The sequence below is a fragment of the Paenibacillus sp. FSL R7-0313 genome (assembly GCF_037969885.1).
Lineage (GTDB): Bacteria > Bacillota > Bacilli > Paenibacillales > Paenibacillaceae > Paenibacillus.
This window is the reverse complement of the sequence record NZ_CP150219.1, coordinates 4,366,032-4,387,491: the sequence shown is the minus strand read 5'-3', so window position 1 is coordinate 4,387,491 and position 21,460 is coordinate 4,366,032. Positions and strand designations below refer to the sequence as shown.

Genomic DNA, 21,460 nt, shown 5'->3' with positions numbered 1-21,460 from the left:
AAATTTTGTAGAAGATATGCATAGTGTAATCGTTCGATTAAGTTGGAGATTAGACGAAAGTAATTGAGGAGATGGTAGCGTGGTGCCAATTGAAATCAAAGACATTGTGTCTAAGAAAATATTAAGTGAAGTAAAAGGTTATCTAGATATTGGTTTTACTCATTCACTAAATCCCTATACGGGTTGTGCATTTGCTTGCGAATACTGTTACGTCAGAGAAATGCCTATTCAAAAGTTTAAGGATATTCCTTGGGGATCGTGGGTGGATGTCAAGAAAAATGCAGCAGAAAACTATCTAAAGGAAGTCTCTCTTCTACGACGTAAAAACAAACCCATAAGTATATTCATGTCATCAGCCACAGATCCTTATCAACCTGTAGAGCAGAGGGCAAATATTACAAGAAGCCTACTGGAAGAAATGGATAAAAACCCACCAGATTCACTTCAAATTCAAACTAGAAGCCCGTTGGTTGCCAGAGACCTTGATATACTACTGAAATTAAAGGGAAAATGTAGAATTATGGTTTCAATGACAATCGAGACAGATCGCGAAGACGTGAAACGCATTTTTTCGCCCTATGCTCCTGGAATAAATTTAAGAGTTAAAGCCTTGAAAAAGATAAAGGATGCAGGGATACATACACAAGTATCTATTTCCCCTGTGCTACCTTTTTCACCTAATTTCGCTAACATGATACAGGGCATAACTGATCGAATTTGGATTGATACGCTATTGATTGGTGATGGTCAAATGGGGATGAGATCTGAGCGTTTAGGGATGCCACAATTCTTTGAGGCGAACGGCTGGGACAAATGGTACGAGAAAAGCATTCATCTGAAAGTAGAAAAATATTTTAAGGCAAGGTTCCCATCTGAAATAATTCATGTATCTAAAAACAGCGCATATCCATTTTGATTTTAACTAGCCATTCATTTAATGAGGATCTTGTCCGTTTTTTCTTCGATGATAGCGTAATAAAACTATTTCGAAGCCAAATGGAGACCATGTTCAGAAAAAGTCTGATTGAACATCTGGATTCAATCAATCTCGATCAAGACTGGGACAGAGACATTACAGTACAATTTTTAATTTCAGCATCAGTGGGTGTATTGGAATGGTGGATTATCCGTTCAATGCCGTATCCGCCATCCGTCATGGTTGAACAATTTTGGAATTTGCTGAACCAAGTTGTCGAAGGACACGAACATCGTTCCATTGCAAGTCGCTAATTTGGCGGCTTTTTTTTGTGTTTTTTTATGTTTCATGCTGAGGGACAAGAACATAGCCCCATCGAAATCTCTACTACTTTATCGGTACAAGTTCTTATCCCGATCCAAGGACAAGAACTTGTACTGATTACCGATTAGTAGAACTCCAGAAACAAGGGATAGGGAACGTGCGTTCTTTATATATGTTATACATGAGTGTTATATTTTTTATGGAAATGGCGATCTCTGTTGACAAAGCATGTCGGTTTTGTACCTCATAGAGGTGAATGACAGCGTGGACTCGATGGGATATCGGATTATTTGACGTTAAGAAATTAAATTGTATTTGAAGGGCTATTTATATAAATCTATTTAATCAGATTCAAACCTGAGGTTTGGAGTCTGCTTCTTTTTGTAAGTTAGTAGATAAGTAGGTTTAATGAATATGCTTTTACGGACCTAATCCTTACGTTGTTGGACGCAACTTGAGGAATAAAGGTTAAATATACTATGTGGAGGCATTATGAAACAATATAAAGTGATTTACCCACATGTTTCAAATTATCCTGTTCCAATTGTTTTATCTAAAGGAGATATTGTTATCTACGGAAGAGAAGACACTGAATTTCCAAACTGGATTTTTTGTGAAGCAATCCATTCTAAAAAGTGCGGCTGGGTACCAAAACAAATATTAAGTACACCAAATGAGGAACACATAGCGACTGCGTTAACACACTATTCTGCACACGAATTAACTGTAATTCCTGGTATGTTAGTTGAAAAAGAACTTGAACTTAATGAATGGAGTTTTGTTCGCACGCCAGAGGGTGAGAAAGGATGGGTACCTAATAAGGTTTTAGTTATAAAGAATGTTAGCGAGCAAGATTACTTATGATCTTAATCAATGAACAATCCAATTGAGGAGTATACAGGGCATAAAATGATTCAAAAAACAGTCTAAACATATGTAAAGACTTGAATTTTTGAAGACGTTAATCTGAAAAGATGTCGAGGGACAAGAACATGGTCCTATTGCCGATTAGATGAATGGCTAAATGGAAGGCATTGTAGTTAAAATTCAATTAACACGATAACACATAGAGTATTCACATCGTTATGGAACAAATTCCTTGAAGAGAGTTCTCCTAATTCATAAAACAAAAGGTATATTTTTTACATTAATAGTATAGTTTCTATATTACTCATTTTATGATTCCTTATTTGAAATTACGAATTTAATAAATGTCTTCCGTATGTCCAAGAGTGTGCACGTAAAATCTGCTCATTTTTTCTGGACTGATCAGTTCAGATATGTTATATTTTTGAAACGGGAGGTGTTACTTATCGCCAGGACTAAAGAATTTGACAAAAATCAAGCGTTACACGAAGCAATGCTGTTGTTTTGGAAAAAAGGATACGAGGCTGCCAGCATACCGGATTTACTGGAAGTGATGGGCATTAGCCGATCCAGCCTTTATGATACGTTTTCCGACAAGCAAACCTTGTACAGAGATGCCCTGGAGCATTATAAAAAAGGGAGTTCCAATAAGCAGACCATTCTTGAACAAGCATCCAACGTTAGAGGTGGAATTCTTCAGTTTTTTGAATATCATATTGCTTCCGCATACGATACGAGCCTACCGGGCGGATGTTTTGTAACGAATACAGCTACAACATTGGAGTCACCAGATGAACAGATAAATGTCTTGATACAGACTAGTTTTTCGGATTTGGAACAAGCATTTTGCGAGCTTTTGGAGAAGGGCCAACAATCGGGAGAGATAGATAAAACAACAGATATCAAAACAATGTCTTATTTATTGCTGAATTTACATCAAAGCATAAATATTATGGCCAAAACAGGTCAAAATCCAGAACGTGCAAAAGAGATGATTAATTTTGTAATTGCAGGGATATAATTTTTTTTAGCAATATTGGAATGATTGTTCCGTTATTATACTCCTCATATTTTGAAGGTGTCATTTGAAGAGTATCTGTAAGACCATTTTTTTTTGATCATTCTGGAACATTCATTCCGTTATCGAAACAATCCATCAACAATAAGGAGATGCAACCAATGAAGGTATCGTTTATTGGACTTGGAAATATGGGCCTTCCAATGGCACAAAACCTGTTGAAAGCGGGGTATGACGTAGTCATCTTTAATCGGACCCTTGAAAAAGCTGAACCATTAATAAAACAGGGAGCACGTTATGTCCAAACACCACTAGAGGCAGCGAAAGAAAGCAATCTTGTAATTACCATGTTATCTGATGATGCTGCTTTGAGAGAGATTGTTGAGGGACCAAATGGAGTTCTGAACGGATTATCTGAAAATGGAATTCACGTATCTGCCAGTACGATCAGCGTAGATCTGGCTCGGAAATTATCCGCTTTGCATGCGGAGAGAAACCAGCACTTTGTGTCTGCCACCGTAATGGGGCGCCCGGATGCGGCTAAAGCAGCTACATTGCGCATTATTTTAGCTGGTCCTGAACACGCAAGACAACGAGTACTTCCCATGTTAACAGCACTAAGTCAAGAGATATTTGAGATTGGGGATCATGGCGAAGAAGGTAACATTGTCAAAATAGGCGTTAACTTTCTGATTGCTTCAATGCTGGAAGCTTTGTCGGAAGCGCAGCTCATGGTTGAAAAGCACGGCATTAAGCCGTCCCGATATATGGATGTTGTGAATGCTCTTTTCCAATCTCCGGTATATCAGAACTATGGCGCGATCATGACAGAACAGCGCTTTGAACCAGCCGGTTTTAAAATGAAGCTCGGGTTAAAGGATGTTGCATTAGCTATCGAGGCAGCCAAGTCAGTTCAAGCTCCACTACCTTTAGGTCAGCTTATTCATCAACACCTCTCGGAAGGAATTGCCCATGGTTATGGCGAGTTGGATTGGACGGCTTTAATCCGTTGTCTTGAACATTCCTCTTAAGGAAAGAAAATATAAGGAGAGATTAATTATGGAAATAGGTGTTACTTCATTCGTAGAAACAAAGCCTGATACTGAGACCGGAGTTGTCATTAGTCATGCTCAGCGATTGAGAGAAGTCGTCGAAGAAATCGTCCTTGCAGATCAGGTAGGACTTGATGTGTTCGGCGTAGGTGAGCATCACCGTGAAGATTATGCGGCTTCTTCACCGGCAATGGTGTTGTCCGCTGCGGCGCCCCTCACAAAACGAATTCGATTAACAAGTGCTGTGACGGTCCTATCTTCAGCAGATCCTGTCCGTGTGTTTCAGGATTTTGCCACGCTGGACGGTCTCTCCAATGGACGTGCCGAGATTATAGCTGGCCGGGGTTCCTTCATTGAATCCTTTCCGCTGTTTGGTTATAACCTGCATGACTACGAGGATCTATTTAATGAAAATATTGAACTGCTTCTTAAATTACGGGAATCTGAGAAAGTAACTTGGAGTGGAGGCCATCGACCAGCGATACATAATCTGGGGGTATACCCGCGTCCTGTTCAGGATTCTATACCTGTATGGATTGGTAGCGGAGGTACTCAGGAGTCTGCCATACGTGCTGGAATTCTAGGTCTGCCACTAGTTCTTGCAATTATCGGTGGTAATCCAACGAAATTCGCGCCACTTATAGAACTGTATAAAAAGGCGGCAGCTCATGCCGGTCATGATGTATCGCAGCTTCGGGTAGGTTCACATTCTATCGGATTTGTTGCAGAAGATACGGAAAAGGCCGCAGAACTCTTTTTCCCGTCCACTCAGTACGGCATGAATAAACTCGGCAAAGAGCGGGGGTGGGCATATTATGATCGTTCCAGCTATGACGCTGCCCGCAGCTCTGATGGTGCGTTGTATGTAGGGGATCCGGAAACAGTTGCTCAAAAAATTATTCATCTGCGCAAGCATGTAGGAATTACACGTTTCATGATGTATGTTCCCTTAAGCACGATGCCACATGAGTTGGTAATGCGGGCTATAGAACTGCTCGGTAAAGAGGTTGCACCGCGAGTACGAGAGGAAATTTCCAAGTGGGAAGCTGAAATGAGATAAGAATTAACTGAAAAAACGTACACGATCGAATTCATTATTATATTTGGAGGAATTATCATGAGTATTGAGACACGTATATTACCAGAATTAAGAGAGGTTTATTCACAATTTCCAGGGTTTGAGTTGGAGAAAAATTTAGAGTGGAGCAGAAACTTAGTATCGGCTGCATCGGTGAAAAATTCAGAGCATGTAAACACAACTAGCCGGAAAATTCCGAGAGTTGGAGGTGATATGCTGGTCAAAATATATGAACCTGCCGATCGAACGAATGATTTACTACCAGCCATGTTATGGATTCATGGGGGTGGGTACGTGTTAGGACATCCCGATATGGACGACAAATTGTGCGAACGTTTTGTTCAGACAGCAGAATGTATTGTCGTATCAGTCGATTATAGGCTCGCTCCTGAGCATCCATATCCTGCGGGGATTGAAGATTGTTTTGCTGGATTGGTATGGATGACGGAGGAAGCAGCAATGCTTGGCATTGATGTGAATCGGGTTGCGATTGCCGGTGCTAGCGGTGGTGGAGGGCTGACAGCAGCACTCGCGCTGATGGCACGTGATAAAGGAGGTCCGTCTATTATTTTCCAAATGCCATTGTACCCGATGTTAGATAATCGCAACATCACGCCATCTAGTCATGAGATTACAGAAGAGGGTTCAGTCTGGAACCGAACGGACAACGTGGCTGCTTGGAATATGTACCTTGGTGAGGAGAACGATGTCAATGGAAGTTCTTCTTATGCAGTACCTTCGAGAGCAGAGAACTTGGCCGGATTGCCGCCAGCCTATACTTGTGTAGGTCAGCTCGATCTATTCCGGGATGAGACGATGGAGTACGTGGCACGACTAGCACAAGCAGGTGTGGATGTAGAATTTCACCTCTATCCAGGTTGTTTCCACCTTTTCGAAATTCTTGCTCCAGAAACAGAAGTGAGTCAGCGCGCTGTTCAGGGTTACATGGATGCAATGGCCCGTGCACTTCATCCCAACAGGGTTCTTTAGAGCTGCAGAGGGAAGCCGATGCGCAGTAAAATAGCTAGAGGTCACGTTATAAACCAAACCAAATCGCCGCAAGTTTGCGGCGATTTGGTTTTTACCTAGATTTTATCGTGCATTATTGCTTCTTCAAGCCATTGTCGGAGAAAATATACGATAATCGTTATATCGATTGATCGATTCTCAATTACGAGCGAGTACGGAGAGCGCTACATATATTTTCAGAAAAGTTGTCGAGGGACAGGAACATGATCCCATTGAAGTCGCTATTTTAGTGGCTTTTTTTATTTTATCGGTACAAGTTCTTGTACCAATTACCGATTAGATGTTTATCTAAACAAAAGCGATGTAGTTATAGATTCACTCCCACGCACAGCCCTTGCTTCTGAAGATTTTAGATTCCGAGCCCTCCAGCAATGTTGATGGTTTCACCAGTGATGTAGCCTGCATGTGGTCCGGCGAGCTCCGCTTTCAATCCCGCATAGTCAGTGCCCCTTGAAGGGTATGTAATCACCGAGCAAGGAACCGACAATAATAATACGTCCGCCGTCCTTTAGCTTTGGTGCCGCCGCACGGGTAACGGCGATCGATCCCATGACATTGACTTGCCACTTTTGATTGTATTTTTGTTCGTCCAGGTTGAGGTCGTCTACCATCTGGTCCTGGATCGCGATGCCGGCGTTGTTCACAAGGATATCGAGCTTGCCGAATTTAGCAATGGTGAATATGAACGCCGGAATTTCGAGACGAATGTCTTCCGCACCTTTAATGTGGTCAGTCGGGCTTTGTCTCAGCAAAGGCAGCAGAGAACGGGACACATTATTAATTTCTCGACGGCAGGCTTCTTTGACTTTGGGGGAAGCTCGATCTATGCGGCTACCAAGTTTGCGGTGGATGGAATGAGTGAAGCGCTGGCAGAGGTTGTTCAGCCTTTTGGCATACATGTCAGCCAGGTTATTTCCGCACTAACTTTCTTTCAAAGGGTTCGTTCGGTGTAAACTTCGTGAACCCCATAGAAGACTACAAAGAGCAGCGTAAGGCTCGGGTGTCAGCCGTGAGTGCATATGACAATAACCAGCCGGGAGATCCGGAGAAAGCAGTCAAACTTCTGATCCGGATCACTGAATCCATTGATTTATTACAAGTTATGTTTCGTTAGGGGGAATGTTGCGGATCATCTGCGAATCGACTATTAAACCATTTCCATTTTAATCCAAGGGTAGTAAAATCAGTTGTACCACCACTCGTATGAATGCTGATGCAGATAGGGATTGGAGATCGTCAGTATAGGAAGGAGGCGCTTAGATGTTCATGTTTCGAAGTCTTTTTATTTTAAACTTGTTGATGATATGCCTGATGTCAGGCTTGGCTGCTTGTTCTGAGCCAGATCAATCGGAAGATAAGGGTGCTTCGACAAAGGCTGACTTCACGGAGCAGATACAGAGCCTTAATCTGAATCTGGAAGAACCGGCATGGAAGCTGGATACCACCCCCGTGAATCTAACGTGGTTCGTTGGAGCCGAATGGTACGGGCACACTTGGGGTGAGAGCCTGACTTCCAAATATGTCACCCAAAAAACAGGGGTCAATATCGAATTTGAAGTATCCACTGGTGAACCAAGCGAGATGTTATCACGGATGTTGACAACCGGTAGTCTGCCGGATTTGATAACCATCGGCTCCTGGGAGAGTGCGGTTAACAAACTTCGGGAGAGTAAGCTCATCTATGCCCTGGATGAGCTAGCCAACCAGTATGATCCTTACTTTTACAAGGTAGCAGGTGATGGTGCTCTACAATGGTATCAACAGGAAGACGGCCATACCTATGTCATCCCCAATGATGCGTACAGTCCCGAACAGATGCGTTCAACCGGCTTGACGGGAGCGAACCAAACCTTTCTTGTACGTAAAGATCTGTATGAGTCGATGGGCAAACCGGACCTTACCACACCGAAGGGTTTTCTAAATGCATTACAATTGCTGAAGAATCAATATTCTGTTTATAAAGGCCAGCTGATCAGTCCGTTTTGGGCACAGGGGAATGCATCCTATGGGATGACCGAATATTTGCAAAATCTGCTTGCGATCCCCCATGAACAGAACGGTAAAGTATACGACCGAATGACAGATCCCGATTATATCGAGTGGCTGAAAACATTTCGTACCGCTTACGAGCAGGGACTGATTAATGTTGATTTTCTGGTCGACTCCAGTGCACAGGTGCAGGAAAAAACCAACCATGCCCAATATTTTATGATGATCCGGGAATGGACAGACATATCGGATCTCAATTCGAAATTGGAATTCCTTACGAATCAGAGTTCAACCTATATTGCTGTAGATGGACCCCGGAGCAGCAGGGGAGAATCCGCCAAACTGTTTCCCGGCAGTATGGATGGCTGGATGGTTACGATGATTAGCAGATCCACGGAAAACCCTGAACGAGCCATCCGATTTTTGACCTATCTGGCCAGTGAAGAAGGCCAACGGGATTTATTTTTGGGCAAAGAAGGTGAAACCTGGGCGATGAAGAACGGCAAACCGCAGTTGACGGAAGCAATGGTTCAGTTGCATGACACGGATAGGGAGCGGCTGGAAAAGGAATATGGCATTATGGATACCTACTGGATGCTGCGAAACCCTGCTTTTGTTAACAAGTGGAGACCTGAGAATGCTCCATCCATTAAGCAAATGGAAGAGTTCGCCAACCAACAGGCCGATCTGGACAGCGGCATCTATAAGGGACTAGATCCTGTAGGTGATTCCGATATAGCGTTAGCCTGGTCACGTATTTCTCAGAATTGGGAAGAAGTGCTGCCAGAACTGATTACAGCGAAGGATGAAGCTGCCTTTGACAAAATTTTTGAGAATTTTCTGATACGTCGTGTGAACTACGGCTTTAACCAGGTGATGGAATATCGCCAGGCTGAACTGGAACTGCGGAAAGCCAAGATAGCCAGATAACCATTCCCTACATTGTTAACTAACAGCTAACTGGTGATATATGGTATATGGTATAACAAAGGTGGTGAATACATCAGAATGAAATACCTGCTAACGAGATTGAGGAAGCTTTATCGCAATGCCCGTATATCCCAAAAGCTGTTTCTGGCATTTAGCCTGATGATTGCCATACCTGTTATTTTGATATCCTTTGTATATATCCGCATGCAAGAAACCCAGCTATATAAGGATGCTATGGCAACGGGCAACAGCCACGTTTCATGGTTGAATGAACAATTGCGCAGAAGAATGGACATGATTGAGAACGCTTCCAATACAGCCCTCACTCAAAAGTCATTTGTGGATTTTATTCATTCCAATATGCTTGTAGATGGATTACGTCTGGTGAAGTTTAAGCAAAACCAGTTTGAGCAGATGCTTAATATCATTCAAAGCAATGCGATGATCAGTGAGCTTAGCTTTTACGTCGATAACCCAAACTTGTATGAAATCTGGCCTGAAATCTATCATTATAAGAAATTTTGGCCGCAGGATTATTGGGTAAAGCTTCGGGACGAAGGTGGTGCGGCTTACCGTTTATTTTCTTTTAGGGAGGGTGAACACACTTTATCCTACTATCGTCTGGTTCGTCTTCAAGGGCAGGAACAAAAACGCCCTAGTATTATGGAAGTGCGAGTCCCGCACAGCATGTTTTTCAGCGACCTGCTCCAGGAGAGCAAGGGAGACTTCTTTTCGGTGTTGATGAACGCAAGCGATCCTCCCGAGTATGTTTACAATCCCCAGCATGAGTTTTCTGAGAAGTACGGGCAGGGGATGGAAGAGATCCTTGGCAGTATTCATCGCCAGCTGGATATATTGCCACAGAAAAACCCGCTTCAGGTTAAGGTGGGAGATCAGAGCTTCTATGCATTGTATCGATACATCGCCCCGTTGAACACTTATGTGGTTGATATTGCTTCCCATCAGGCATTGATGAAGGGGCCGCGCAGTTGGTATGCATTTGTGGTAACGATTACATTATGTGTATTGCTGCTGATTATGCTACTCGTATCCCAAACGACGCGGCGTATTTTCCGGCGGTTGGACAGCGTACTGGTATCCATGCGTCAGGTACGGAAAGGCGAGCTGGATGCAATGATTGATACAGGCCTTGATGAGAACGAAAGAGGGGATGAAATCGATGAGGTGGCGGTGAATTACAATAAAATGTTACAAGAGGTCAAACGTCTAATGACACAGGTCGTGGATAAACAGTTAATTGCCAAAAACGCACAATTGCACTCCTTGCATTCGCAGATTAATTCTCATTTTTTATATAACGCCCTGGAATCGATCCGTATGGTGGCAGAGGTACAGAGGCAGCCTGCTATAGCCAATTCATTGGTGTCGTTGGGCTCCCAACTACGTTACAGCATGCAGTGGCGTAGCGATACCGTTGCTTTTCGTGAGGAGCTTGCCAATATCCAAAGTTATATTGAATTTATCAACTTTATGGAAGGCGGCAGTATCGTTATGACGGCGGATCTTCCTCAGGAGATACTTCGCTACGCCATTCCCAAGATGTGTATGCAGCCCATCGTTGAAAATGCAGTTCATCACGGGGCGCCTTCAGGCGGCAGGGTAACTATAGAGATTACCTTTTCTGTGGAGAATGACAGTCTGCTTTTCATTAACATAAGAGATGACGGAAAGGGGTTAGAGCCTGAGATGTTACACCGTCTTCAGGCAGTACTGCGGAGCGAATCGGATACACCGATGGTTACTAGCAGGAGCGGACTTGGTTTGGAAAACGTGAATAAGCGGTTGCAGCTTCATTATGGCAAGAATTGTGGTCTTTGGATTGATAGTGTGCAAGGTGCATATACCTGCGTAACGATACGCTTGCCTTGGGAAAATGTAAATCTTGGAGGGTGGTAGAGCATGATTAATCTCCTGATTGTGGACGATCAAAAACACATTCGTGACGGCCTGCAGGCCATGCTGCATCAATTTCCTCTGGAGCTGAGCAACATATACTGTGCCGCGAGCGGGATTGAGGCGCTGTGCCTATTGCGGCAGCATTGCATTCACATCGTTATTACCGATATTATGATGCCGGATATGGATGGGTTGGCACTCATGGCTCAATCCAAAGAGGAATACATGGATGTGGAATACCTCATTATCAGCGGTTATAGTGATTTTACATATGCCCAAAAAGCTATCGGGCTTGGGGCAAAGGGCTACTTGCTCAAACCTTTGAAGCGAGAGGATCTGCAACATTCCCTGGAGCATGTATGGCAAGAGATCCAGACACGGCAGGCACTTACGCATAATATGCAGCGTGTATCCCGTCTCGCCCAAGAGACCGATCGTAAAGAATTAAGAATGTTTATGCAAGGTGCGTTAAGTGATGACGCATGGATTCTTCAGATTGAGGAACAAAATGATGCGTTATGGCGTAATTATCGCCTAGCCCTGCTGCGGGAAGAAGTTTGCATGAACCAGCCCGGAGCCAGCAGCGCCCATAGCATGGAAGCCATTGCTTATCGTGTGTTTGGCAAACAAGGTTGTATTTGCCTGCAACATCGCCCATACCTGATTCTTGCGGTGGATGCGTCCATAGATCCAAGTGTTTTGCCTGCAGCGCTCAAGGAAGGAAAGATCGATGCCATAACGGCCATGACGAACCCGATTCAGGGGTTAAAAGAACTTCCCGACAGCTATAACCAAGTGCTTGAGCTCTATCGGCACAGTTACCTGTTTCCTGATCAGTCCAGTATCTTCCCAGCGCATATTGAGCATATGGAACAGCAGTGGCAACTTCCCTATGAAGACTTATATGAACTGTTCCAGTCGGTTGGAACAGATAACAGTGGAACAATAACGAAGGGTATTTCTGCAATATTTCACAAAAAGGTGCTGCAACGTTATCCCATTCGCTATACTCAACAGCTCTGCGCCGCCACTATTCAGATGATGGAGGAATACGAACGGGTTATCCGCCCTTATATGGGGGAAGAAAAGCTTGACCTTGAATCATTGCGTAACCTCTTTGATTATCCAGGGATGCGTGAGTATATACAAGCACTGCAACAGCAGCTGCTTCGGCTAAATCAGTTATATTATGACTATAAGTGCAGCTATCGCCATTCGCAGGATCTAAATGAAGCCATTCGTTTTATACACGAGAGTTACCACAAACCGCTGGACCTCGCGATGGTATCCAATCATATATCGCTTAATTATGCTTATTTTTCCAATCTGTTTAAGAAGAATATTGGTAAAGGTTTTGCTGAATACCTACGAGATGTGCGTCTGGATAAAGCGCGGCGGCTTCTCGCCGAAACCGACCATAAAATTGTGGAGGTGGCTGCTATGGTTGGCTATGAAAGCTACAAAAGCTTTACACGCGCGTTCCGACTTGTGATGCAGATCCAACCCACAGAGTACCGACAGATGATGCGGCAGAAGGCAGATTGAATCAAAAGCCAAAAAAATGGGATACCACAAAAACAATTGTACCTTTTCAGCAAATTAACCTATTCGATAGAATAAAGATATCCCTTCATGTAAGCGATTTCCTAAATGCACATGGATTGGGAGAAGCTATTATTCTATTAAAGGAGGGCAATTATGAAACCATCTCACTTTACGGCGAAACGGTTTATGAAAAAGGTGCTCGGTATGTTCCTTGTGGTTGTGATGCTGGCTAGTATTGGCATACTGCCAACTTCAAAGGTTCAGGCAGCGGGAACTACTGTAACCTCAATGGAGTACTTCTCACCAGCAGACGGGCCTGTTATTTCAAAATCTGGGGTTGGCAAGGCCAGCTACGGATTTGTTATGCCTAAGTTCAATGGAGGCTCCGCGACATGGAATGATGTTTACAGTGATGTAGGCGTTAATGTTAAAGTGGGCAACAACTGGGTTGATATCGACCAGGCAGGCGGTTATATCTATAACCAAAACTGGGGGCACTGGAGCGATGGCGGCTTCAATGGCTATTGGTTTACCCTCTCCGCAACAACCGAGATTCAACTGTACTCCAAAGCGAATGGTGTTAAGCTGGAGTATCAACTTGTATTCCAAAACATCAACAAAACAACCATCACAGCGATGAATGCGACACAAGGTCCACAAATCACAGCAAGTTTCACAGGCGGTGCAGGCTTTACATATCCAACGTTCAACAATAATCCTGCGGTCACTTATGAAGCTGTTGCGGATGATTTGAAGGTGTATGTCAAACCTGTAAACAGCAGCACCTGGATTGATATTGACAATAACGCAGCCAGCGGCTGGATCTACGATCAAAATTTTGGCCAATTCACGGATGGCGGCGGTGGGTACTGGTTTAATGTAACGGAGTCGATCAATGTCAAATTGGAATCAAAGACTTCTTCGGCTAATCTTGTTTATACCATTACGTTTAATGAACCTACAAGAAATTCATATGTCATTACGCCATACGAAGGAACAACCTTCACAGCAGATGCAAATGGTTCCATCGGGGTTCCGCTTCCGAAAATTGATGGGGGAGCGCCCATCGCCAAGGAACTCGGTAACTTTGTATATCAAATTAACATCAATGGGCAATGGGTTGATTTGAGTAACTCCAGCCAGAGCAAATTTTCATACTCCGGTAATGGGTACAACAATATGTCTGATGCCAATCAGTTCGGGTACTGGGCCGATTACGTCTATGGTCTGTGGTTCCAGCCGATCCAAGAGAATATGCAGATTCGTATCGGCTATCCACTGAACGGGCAGGCGGGTGGCAATATTGGCAACAACTTCGTCAACTATACCTTCATCGGTAATCCAAATGCTCCGCGTCCGGATGTATCCGATCAAGAGGATATCTCCATCGGAACACCAACCGACCCGGCAATCGCGGGCATGAATCTCATTTGGCAGGATGAATTCAACGGAACTACGCTGGATACAAGTAAATGGAACTATGAAACAGGATATTATCTCAATAACGATCCCGGTACTTGGGGATGGGGAAATGCAGAACTGCAGCACTACACAAACAGCACTCAAAATGTATATGTACAGGACGGGAAGCTGAATATCAAAGCCATGAACGACAGCAAATCTTTCCCGCAGGATCCGAATCGGTATGCGCAGTATTCTTCAGGAAAGATTAACACCAAGGATAAACTGTCCTTGAAATACGGCAGAGTCGATTTTCGTGCCAAGCTTCCTACAGGTGATGGTGTATGGCCAGCACTGTGGATGCTTCCACAAGATTCGGTATACGGCACTTGGGCTGCATCAGGTGAAATTGATGTTATGGAAGCGCGAGGCCGTCTGCCTGGATCAGTAAGCGGCACCTTACACTTTGGTGGACAATGGCCCGGAAACCAGTATTCGGGCGGCGACTATCACTTCCCGGCGGGGCAAACTTTTGCCAATGATTATCATGTATACTCAGTAGTCTGGGAAGAGGACAACATTAAATGGTATGTGGACGGCAAATTTTTCTATAAAGTCACTAACGAGCAGTGGTATTCCGCAGCTGCACCGAATAATCCGAATGCACCTTTCGATGAGCCGTTCTACCTTATTATGAACTTGGCAATCGGCGGAAACTTTGACGGTGGTCGTACTCCGAACGCCTCCGATATCCCTGCGACTATGCAAGTGGATTATGTACGCGTGTATAAAGAACAGTAATTTGCGATTTCGCGTAGAGCGAATGAAGATCAGATGGAACAGATGCTGGGCAAACCGGAAAATCTGAAATCTCATACTCTAAACTAGGCTTACGACCGATTCCCAATATTTCTACCTGGGAATCGGTCGTTTAAATTTAGACTTGATAATGTAGTTCATCGGCTGCAACTCTTGTCGAAGGACAAGAACATAGGTAACATACTGGTTACCTGAATAACCAGAAAACGATCCCTAGACGCAACATAGATAAGATAATAATGGAAAAATAAGATACATCTTTAGGAGGAAATATGAATCAGAAAGAATTTGAATCAGTCATCAATCTCCCTGCAAATATTCGTTATGAATACTTCATCAAAAAAGTAGTGGATTCAGAAGAAGTGTGGGGGCTTTATGAGAATGGTTGGTCAGTTACTGAAGATGATGAAGGTAATAAATTACTTCCCTTTTGGCCTAAGAAAGAATTCGCGGAATACTGTGCAACTGATGGTTTGGAAATTTACTCAAGTAAAAGTATGGATTTGTACGAGTTCATAGACGATTTTCTACCCAATTTAAAAAAAGAGGGTTTTAAACCTTCAATATTCTTAAATAATGCTGATTCTGCTGTATTAGAAGTCGATATATTAATTGAGGATTTAAAGACAGAACTTGAAAAATACTAACAGGATTGATAATGGCCATTCCCAGAATATCAACCGACCGGGGACGGTCGAATGTTATGAACTACGGGTACTGTTTATACTAGGCGAACAAGTGGAAAAGGTACGTCTTTAGAAAACATCGCTAAAAGGGATGATAACCACCATAAATAAGAAGTACAGTAAGTATATCAAAGCCTCAACGAAGGAGTTTGGAAAACCGTGAAAAATACGAGACGTAAACGAATAAAATTGGGTGATATCTACGCTATACCTCTGCCTAACGCTAAGTTTGCCTTTGGGAGAAGGCTTAAAGATGCCAGCATTGCAATCTATAATGTGATAAGTGACACGATAGAAGAGATACCTAAAGAAGAGGAATACCAATTTATCGTGGGTGTATATGATGATGTACTGAAATCAGGTGATTGGCCGGTCGTTGAGAATCGTCCGTTCCCGGATGAAGAAGAGGCGTGGCCCCCACCTGCTTGTATTATTGATAGGATATCAGGAGGGTATGAAATATATCATTTGGGAGAGATTAGACCTTCTACTCGCGAAGAATGTGAAGGGTTAGAGATGGCGGCTGCTTGGGAAGCTCATCATATTGTTGATAGAATAATGGGAGATGATAAGTGGCACCGAGACCCGAATAAATAGTGTACGAGTATACCATCTATGGTTCCAGAGATCAGGTGTAGCGGTTTGAACCGCTTTTTCACTTTCCAATACAAACATTAAGTCACGGCCTACATACGTTTCTATAGGGGTAACACCAATCGCTTTAACCATTTGCTCTGTTAAAGTACACTCTTCTGGCATCTTATATAAACAAAATCAACCGAGCCAAGCCCTCCTTTTACAAAGAGGGGCTTGGCTTGGTTTGCATTCAGATGTAAGTAGTAATGCAAAGTGAACTTGACACATAATGCAAAGTGAACTATTCTAAAAATGCAAAGTAAACATTGCAAGGACGTGATCACTTGAAGACAAGAATTGCAGAACTGCGTAAGCAACATAAGCTGTCACAGGAAGAGCTGGGACGAATTGTTGGTGTTACCCGGCAAACCATCACCTCTCTTGAAAGGGGAAAATATACGGCTTCCCTTATTCTTGCTTACAAAATTTCCAATTTTTTTGGACTCGCCATTGAAGATGTTTTTGATTTCAGCGAAGTGGAGGAAATGTAAATGGACAAATACAAGATTAAAGTAAATACTCGTAAAAACGTACTGTCACTGGTAGCCGCTGCTACCCTATTGATCTATGTAGGACTTATATTTTACCGAGGTGGACTACCCGATTTACCTAGTTTTATAAAGGGATTTCACACAGGTGCTTTTATCGGGGTTGAAGTGGCCATCGCTTTTTTCCTAGTCAGGTATATAAAAGCCAGTAAAAATGAAGCCGAGCTGAAGAAGCAGTATATTGAGGAGAATGACGAGCGGAGTATAATGATACTCCAGAGAGCCGGCACACTCAGCACAGCAATCATTCTCATTGGTCTGGGCGTCGCCTCCGTGATCGCCGGTTTCTTTAATCCCTTGATATTCTACACCTTACTAACTTGCTTATTATTTGTTTTAATCGTATTTTTTGCACTGTGGATGTTTTATGCGAGAGAAATTTAAGGTTTAGATCAAAGCAGTGGGGAGAGGTGAATGTTTACCGGATAACGATTTACGGACAGGTTAGTTTCGGTATATGGTATTATTTGTTTGATGGAGTAAAATAAAGGGTGAGACTAACATGAGTCAGCGTTTCCCAATAAAGGTAAGCATAACGATCAAAGGCTTAAAAGGGAGTGAACTATATTAATATACAGCATCCCTATTTACGACAAATTCAGCTTAAGAGGCAACAAGTACCCGCCTATAATCGTTACCCCTTTGATTTGGCGGTTATTCGAAACCTAAATTCTCTTGATTTCCACCCCAAGGTAACCTATATCGTAGGTGAAAATGGGATGGGCAAATCAACACTGATGGAGTCCATTGCTGTCGCATGGGGATTTAACCCGGAGGGTGGGACGGTCAACTTTTCCTTTTCAACCCAGGCTACTCACTCGAGCTTATATGAATATATACAATTGATCAGAGGTCCGCGACGCCCGAGAGATGGCTTCTTCTTCCGGGCAGAAAGTTATTATAATTTAGCCACAACGATCGATGAGTTGGACAGTCAACCTTCATTCGGTCGCCCTATTCGCCCTATTAAAGATTCGTACGGTGGCAAGTCCTTGCATGAGCAATCGCACGGAGAGTCGTTCTTTTCCACTTTCATTCATCGGTTCGGAGAGAATGGATTATATATACTGGATGAGCCTGAGGCTGCACTGTCTCCCCTTCGCCAAATGGCGATGCTGACACGAATTCATGAACTTGTTTTGCAAAACTCTCAATTTATAATTGCGACCCATTCCCCAATCCTTATGGCATATCCAGATTCGATTATCTACAATCTAAAGCCGGATGGTATCGAAGTCCAAGTATTGGAAGAAACCGACCATTATATGATTATGAAAGAGTTTGTGAATAACAAGGATCGGATGCTCAGAGAGTTATTCGAATATGCTCAAGATTAATTCCACTACTATCCTATAGAATCTAAAAGCTTAAGAGAGATCGTTACGCCTATTATATAAGCCTATTGGAAAGAGGATGGGGGGGATTATCAGCCAGTACTCCATATCGATTACCGATTAGTCGTGTATCTAATCGGCATGGTATCGCAAACTACTGAGCAACAAAAGATATAAGCAAAGATTTAGTAGCGATTGCTTCCGAGAATGGGGAAGCAATCGCTATGTTTTTTTGCGGATATTTTATTTTTTTGTCCGCCACATGTGTACAAAAAAATAAAAAGATGATACATTAAAATCAATATAACCCTTTTTATAACAGGTTTTCCCGGAGAATTATGTGTCTCCTGTACGAGGACATGCGTATATCGAGGAGGGAATGGAATGTCAAGTCAAGCATTGGACCAATTTTTAAGTTCGAACATCGAAGATCTAAAAACTAAAGGTCTATATAACGTCATCGATACGCTGCAGGGTGCAAATGGTCCTGTTATTCGTATCGACGGAAAGTCCCTAATCAATTTGTCTTCCAATAACTATTTGGGACTGGCAACAGATTACCGCCTGATTGATGCTTCAGTTAAGGCGTCACAGACATACGGGGCAGGCGCTGGGGCTGTGAGAACAATTAATGGTACGATGGATCTTCATATTGAGCTTGAAGAAAAACTGGCCCGTTTCAAAAAAACGGAAGCCGTTATCGTGTATCAATCGGGATTTAACTGCAATATGGCTGCTATATCCGCGGTAATGGACCAGCATGATGCGATTTTATCAGATGAGCTGAACCACGCTTCGATTATTGATGGCTGCCGCCTGTCGAGAGCCAAGGTGATTCGCTTTAAGCATTCGGATATGAATGATTTAAGACAGCAGGCGAAAGATGCGAAGGAATCCGGTCAGTACCATAAAATTATGGTCATCACCGACGGGGTTTTCTCCATGGATGGTGATATAGCAAAGCTGCCTGAAATCGTGAAAATAGCAGAAGAATTCGATCTGATTACTTATGTGGATGATGCCCACGGTTCGGGCGTTCTCGGAGCAGGTGCGGGAACCGTGAAGCATTTTGGATTGTCCGACCGCATTGACTTTCAAATTGGTACTCTTTCCAAGGCGATTGGGGTTGTCGGCGGTTATGTGGCGGGTAAAAAACAACTGATCGAATGGTTGAAGCTGAGAAGCCGTCCGTTTCTGTTCTCGACATCGCTACCTCCGGCTGCAATCGCTTCTTGTAGCGCTTCTGTCGACATTTTGATGAATGACAAAGAGCTGATCGAGAAGCTGTGGGAGAACGGCAATGATTTGAAAAATGGCTTGAGCCAGCTTGGATATGATGTAGGCCAAAGCGAAACGCCGATCACACCTTGTATCATTGGCGATGAAGTAACCACCCAACAGTTCAGCAAACGGCTTTATGAAGAAGGTGTTTACGCCAAGGCAATCCTGTTTCCGACGGTTCCGAAAGGAACCGGAAGAATACGCAACATGCCGACAGCTGCCCATACCAAGGAGATGCTCGATCAGGTGATCTCCGTTTATGAGAAAGTTGGCAAGGAAATGAAGCTGATTTAGCTGCATTCGCGGGAGTACATTTCGGGAGGAATGTCTTATGAACAAGATTTTGGTGACCGGAGCACTGGGCCAAATCGGTTCTGAGTTAGTTGTTAAATTACGTGAAATTTACGGTGCGGATCACGTCATTGCTACGGATCTCAGATCATCAGCCCACGAAATTACCCGATCCGGGCCATTCGAGCTGCTGGACGTTACGAATGATAAGGCGATGTTCGAAATCGCCAAGCGGTACGAAGTTGATACCGTCATCCATTTGGCTGCGCTGCTGTCGGCTACCGCAGAGGAGAAACCGCTACTTGCCTGGAATTTGAATATGGGTGGACTGATGAATGCACTTGAAATATCCAGGGGGCTCGGTTGCCAATTTTTCACTCCAAGCTCCATTGGATCTTTTGGTCCTTTGACTCCGAAAGACAATACCCCTCAGGATACGATCCAGAGGCCCAATACGATGTACGGCGTGAACAAAGTGTCCGGCGAACTGCTTTGTGATTATTATTTTCACAAATATGGCCTAGATACTAGGGGGCTGCGATTCCCGGGTTTGATATCTTATATGACGCCTCCCGGCGGAGGAACGACGGATTACGCCGTGGAAATTTATTACGCAGCCGTGACGGCTGGCCGGTATACATCTTATATCGCCAAGGACTCAAACATGGACATGATGTATATGCCGGATGCCCTGAACGCTATCATCGATTTGATGGAAGCGGATTCTTCCCGGTTGATACACCGAAATTCATTTAATGTCACCGCAATGAGCGTGGATCCGGAGGCGATCGCTGCAGCGATTCGGGATGAGCTTCCCGGCTTTATCCTCGATTATGACATTGATCCGAAGAGACAGGCGATTGCCGATAGCTGGCCGCATTCCATTGATGCGACAGCAGCGAAAACAGAATGGGGATTTCATGCTCGCTACGACCTGAAGGCCATGACGAAGGATATGCTTTCACAGCTGAGCGAGAGACAAATGCTTCGCAAGGCTTAAAGTTATTATGAATTCGATCGAAGAGTGACATCGCTAGAAAAAAGCAATTCGGATTAAATCCGAATTGCTTTTTTACTGCAAGAAGGGGAAATTATAAAAAAAACAAAAACAGAACGAAAATGTCGAGGGACAAGAACATTGTTCCATTAAAGTCGCTATTACAGCGGCTTTTTTTGTTTTAAGGAACCAAGTTCTTGTCCCAAGCCAAGGACAAGAACTTGGTGTCATTTCGAATTAGGCAGCTATCTAAATAGCATCATGATGAAGATCATGTGGCAAGAAAAAAGCACATGAATTTAAGAATTCGCGTGAATAACAATTTTTTTATTAGAAATAACGTTTTTCGGTAAAGACCAATCAATCTGCGCCAACCATCGGGACGCGAATATGTGCTTACGAACTCGTCGATGTCGGTTTCGTAGATTGCTCTTGGTATCTCACGCTCATGCTTAGGAACACGAATTGTGGCTTCTTGGCAGAGGTAGTAATTCAAATGTTCGTGTCCAAATATGAAGATGTATGAGGATTTATACTTAACGGGGATATTCTGCTTTGTAGTGGTGGAAATTACCCATTGAGCAAGTTGATTCAAAGTATATCGGACTCGCATTATAGCCACGTAGCTTTTGTCATGTGGATTCATGACAGGCTCATGGTACTTGAAAGCGTTGAGAACGCCGGACTAAGGGCAGTACCGTTATCTTCGTATCTGACTGCAAACATTATTCTATGCCTGCCTGGTTCTGACAGATCTAAGCAGGAAGTCGAGCCAGATCAGATTCGGCAAGAATAGCCTTTC

At 43.5% G+C, this 21,460-nt stretch carries 21 protein-coding genes; all 21 read left to right on the top strand.

Features of this window, described 5'->3' with window-relative positions:
- Positions 1–82 precede the first annotated feature (82 nt).
- The 21 genes from NSQ38_RS19225 (at position 83) to NSQ38_RS19125 (ending at position 21,454) form a co-directional block, all read left to right on the top strand.
- On the top strand, positions 83–916 hold the full coding sequence (locus NSQ38_RS19225) for a radical SAM protein (protein ID WP_339790598.1): 834 nt from the start codon (positions 83–85) through the stop codon (positions 914–916).
- Complete coding sequence (locus tag NSQ38_RS19220) at positions 913–1,230, top strand: TetR-like C-terminal domain-containing protein (RefSeq protein ID WP_339783559.1); 318 nt, start codon at positions 913–915, stop codon at positions 1,228–1,230. Before NSQ38_RS19225 ends, NSQ38_RS19220 begins: the two co-directional genes overlap by 4 nt.
- 502 nt (positions 1,231–1,732) lie before the next feature.
- Complete coding sequence (locus NSQ38_RS19215; protein WP_339783557.1) at positions 1,733–2,104, top strand: SH3 domain-containing protein; 372 nt, start codon at positions 1,733–1,735, stop codon at positions 2,102–2,104.
- Between the two features lie 358 nt (positions 2,105–2,462).
- Positions 2,463–3,128 carry a TetR/AcrR family transcriptional regulator gene (locus tag NSQ38_RS19210; protein ID WP_339783555.1) on the top strand — a complete coding sequence of 222 codons (666 nt, stop codon included), beginning with the start codon at positions 2,463–2,465 and terminating at the stop codon, positions 3,126–3,128.
- Between the two features lie 158 nt (positions 3,129–3,286).
- Positions 3,287–4,156 carry an NAD(P)-dependent oxidoreductase gene (locus NSQ38_RS19205; RefSeq protein WP_339783553.1) on the top strand — a complete coding sequence of 290 codons (870 nt, stop codon included), beginning with the start codon at positions 3,287–3,289 and terminating at the stop codon, positions 4,154–4,156.
- A gap of 28 nt (positions 4,157–4,184) precedes the next feature.
- On the top strand, positions 4,185–5,237 hold the full coding sequence (locus NSQ38_RS19200; RefSeq protein WP_339783551.1) for an LLM class flavin-dependent oxidoreductase: 1,053 nt from the start codon (positions 4,185–4,187) through the stop codon (positions 5,235–5,237).
- A gap of 57 nt (positions 5,238–5,294) precedes the next feature.
- Positions 5,295–6,245 carry an alpha/beta hydrolase gene (locus NSQ38_RS19195; protein ID WP_339783549.1) on the top strand — a complete coding sequence of 317 codons (951 nt, stop codon included), beginning with the start codon at positions 5,295–5,297 and terminating at the stop codon, positions 6,243–6,245.
- Positions 6,246–6,844: 599 nt separating this feature from the next.
- Positions 6,845–7,237, top strand: a complete 393-nt coding sequence (locus NSQ38_RS19190) for an SDR family NAD(P)-dependent oxidoreductase (protein WP_339783548.1) — start codon at positions 6,845–6,847, stop codon at positions 7,235–7,237.
- 5 nt (positions 7,238–7,242) lie between these two features.
- Complete coding sequence (locus NSQ38_RS19185; protein WP_339783546.1) at positions 7,243–7,398, top strand: hypothetical protein; 156 nt, start codon at positions 7,243–7,245, stop codon at positions 7,396–7,398.
- Positions 7,399–7,544: 146 nt separating this feature from the next.
- Complete coding sequence (locus NSQ38_RS19180) at positions 7,545–9,203, top strand: extracellular solute-binding protein (RefSeq protein ID WP_339783544.1); 1,659 nt, start codon at positions 7,545–7,547, stop codon at positions 9,201–9,203.
- Positions 9,204–9,302: 99 nt separating this feature from the next.
- The gene (locus tag NSQ38_RS19175) at positions 9,303–11,120 is read left to right on the top strand and encodes a histidine kinase (protein WP_339783542.1); all 1,818 of its coding nucleotides are present in this window, start codon (positions 9,303–9,305) and stop codon (positions 11,118–11,120) included.
- Between the two features lie 3 nt (positions 11,121–11,123).
- The gene (locus tag NSQ38_RS19170; protein ID WP_339783541.1) at positions 11,124–12,665 is read left to right on the top strand and encodes a response regulator; all 1,542 of its coding nucleotides are present in this window, start codon (positions 11,124–11,126) and stop codon (positions 12,663–12,665) included.
- A 153-nt stretch (positions 12,666–12,818) separates the two neighbouring features.
- On the top strand, positions 12,819–14,867 hold the full coding sequence (locus tag NSQ38_RS19165; protein WP_339783540.1) for a glycoside hydrolase family 16 protein: 2,049 nt from the start codon (positions 12,819–12,821) through the stop codon (positions 14,865–14,867).
- Positions 14,868–15,157: 290 nt separating this feature from the next.
- Positions 15,158–15,532: a DUF2750 domain-containing protein gene (locus NSQ38_RS19160; protein ID WP_339783538.1), complete on the top strand. Its 375-nt coding sequence runs from the start codon at positions 15,158–15,160 to the stop codon at positions 15,530–15,532.
- 198 nt (positions 15,533–15,730) lie between these two features.
- Complete coding sequence (locus NSQ38_RS19155; RefSeq protein WP_339783536.1) at positions 15,731–16,168, top strand: Imm26 family immunity protein; 438 nt, start codon at positions 15,731–15,733, stop codon at positions 16,166–16,168.
- A 323-nt stretch (positions 16,169–16,491) separates the two neighbouring features.
- Positions 16,492–16,698: a helix-turn-helix transcriptional regulator gene (locus NSQ38_RS19150; RefSeq protein WP_339783535.1), complete on the top strand. Its 207-nt coding sequence runs from the start codon at positions 16,492–16,494 to the stop codon at positions 16,696–16,698.
- Positions 16,699–17,139 carry a hypothetical protein gene (locus tag NSQ38_RS19145; protein ID WP_339783534.1) on the top strand — a complete coding sequence of 147 codons (441 nt, stop codon included), beginning with the start codon at positions 16,699–16,701 and terminating at the stop codon, positions 17,137–17,139.
- A gap of 182 nt (positions 17,140–17,321) precedes the next feature.
- Complete coding sequence (locus NSQ38_RS19140) at positions 17,322–18,092, top strand: AAA family ATPase (RefSeq protein ID WP_339790596.1); 771 nt, start codon at positions 17,322–17,324, stop codon at positions 18,090–18,092.
- Positions 18,093–18,473: 381 nt separating this feature from the next.
- Positions 18,474–19,664: a glycine C-acetyltransferase gene (locus tag NSQ38_RS19135; RefSeq protein WP_339783532.1), complete on the top strand. Its 1,191-nt coding sequence runs from the start codon at positions 18,474–18,476 to the stop codon at positions 19,662–19,664.
- 37 nt (positions 19,665–19,701) lie between these two features.
- Positions 19,702–20,661: an NAD-dependent epimerase/dehydratase family protein gene (locus tag NSQ38_RS19130; protein WP_339783530.1), complete on the top strand. Its 960-nt coding sequence runs from the start codon at positions 19,702–19,704 to the stop codon at positions 20,659–20,661.
- 574 nt (positions 20,662–21,235) lie between these two features.
- Positions 21,236–21,454 (top strand): hypothetical protein, encoded by a 219-nt coding sequence (locus tag NSQ38_RS19125; RefSeq protein ID WP_339783528.1) that lies wholly within the window; start codon positions 21,236–21,238, stop codon positions 21,452–21,454.
- Positions 21,455–21,460: the final 6 nt, after the last annotated feature.

Excerpts from the sequence above, each read along its gene's own strand:
- NSQ38_RS19160 (WP_339783538.1), top strand. The coding sequence starts at position 15,158 with ATGAATCAGAAAGAATTTGAATCAGTCATCAATCTCCCTGCAAATATT.
- NSQ38_RS19205 (WP_339783553.1), top strand. The coding sequence starts at position 3,287 with ATGAAGGTATCGTTTATTGGACTTGGAAATATGGGCCTTCCAATGGCA.
- NSQ38_RS19145 (WP_339783534.1), top strand. The coding sequence starts at position 16,699 with ATGGACAAATACAAGATTAAAGTAAATACTCGTAAAAACGTACTGTCA.
- NSQ38_RS19210 (WP_339783555.1), top strand. The coding sequence starts at position 2,463 with ATGTCCAAGAGTGTGCACGTAAAATCTGCTCATTTTTTCTGGACTGAT.
- NSQ38_RS19215 (WP_339783557.1), top strand. The coding sequence starts at position 1,733 with ATGAAACAATATAAAGTGATTTACCCACATGTTTCAAATTATCCTGTT.
- NSQ38_RS19165 (WP_339783540.1), top strand. The coding sequence starts at position 12,819 with ATGAAACCATCTCACTTTACGGCGAAACGGTTTATGAAAAAGGTGCTC.
- NSQ38_RS19170 (WP_339783541.1), top strand. The coding sequence starts at position 11,124 with ATGATTAATCTCCTGATTGTGGACGATCAAAAACACATTCGTGACGGC.
- NSQ38_RS19130 (WP_339783530.1), top strand. The coding sequence starts at position 19,702 with ATGAACAAGATTTTGGTGACCGGAGCACTGGGCCAAATCGGTTCTGAG.
- NSQ38_RS19135 (WP_339783532.1), top strand. The coding sequence starts at position 18,474 with ATGTCAAGTCAAGCATTGGACCAATTTTTAAGTTCGAACATCGAAGAT.
- NSQ38_RS19200 (WP_339783551.1), top strand. The coding sequence starts at position 4,185 with ATGGAAATAGGTGTTACTTCATTCGTAGAAACAAAGCCTGATACTGAG.
- NSQ38_RS19180 (WP_339783544.1), top strand. The coding sequence starts at position 7,545 with ATGTTCATGTTTCGAAGTCTTTTTATTTTAAACTTGTTGATGATATGC.
- NSQ38_RS19195 (WP_339783549.1), top strand. The coding sequence starts at position 5,295 with ATGAGTATTGAGACACGTATATTACCAGAATTAAGAGAGGTTTATTCA.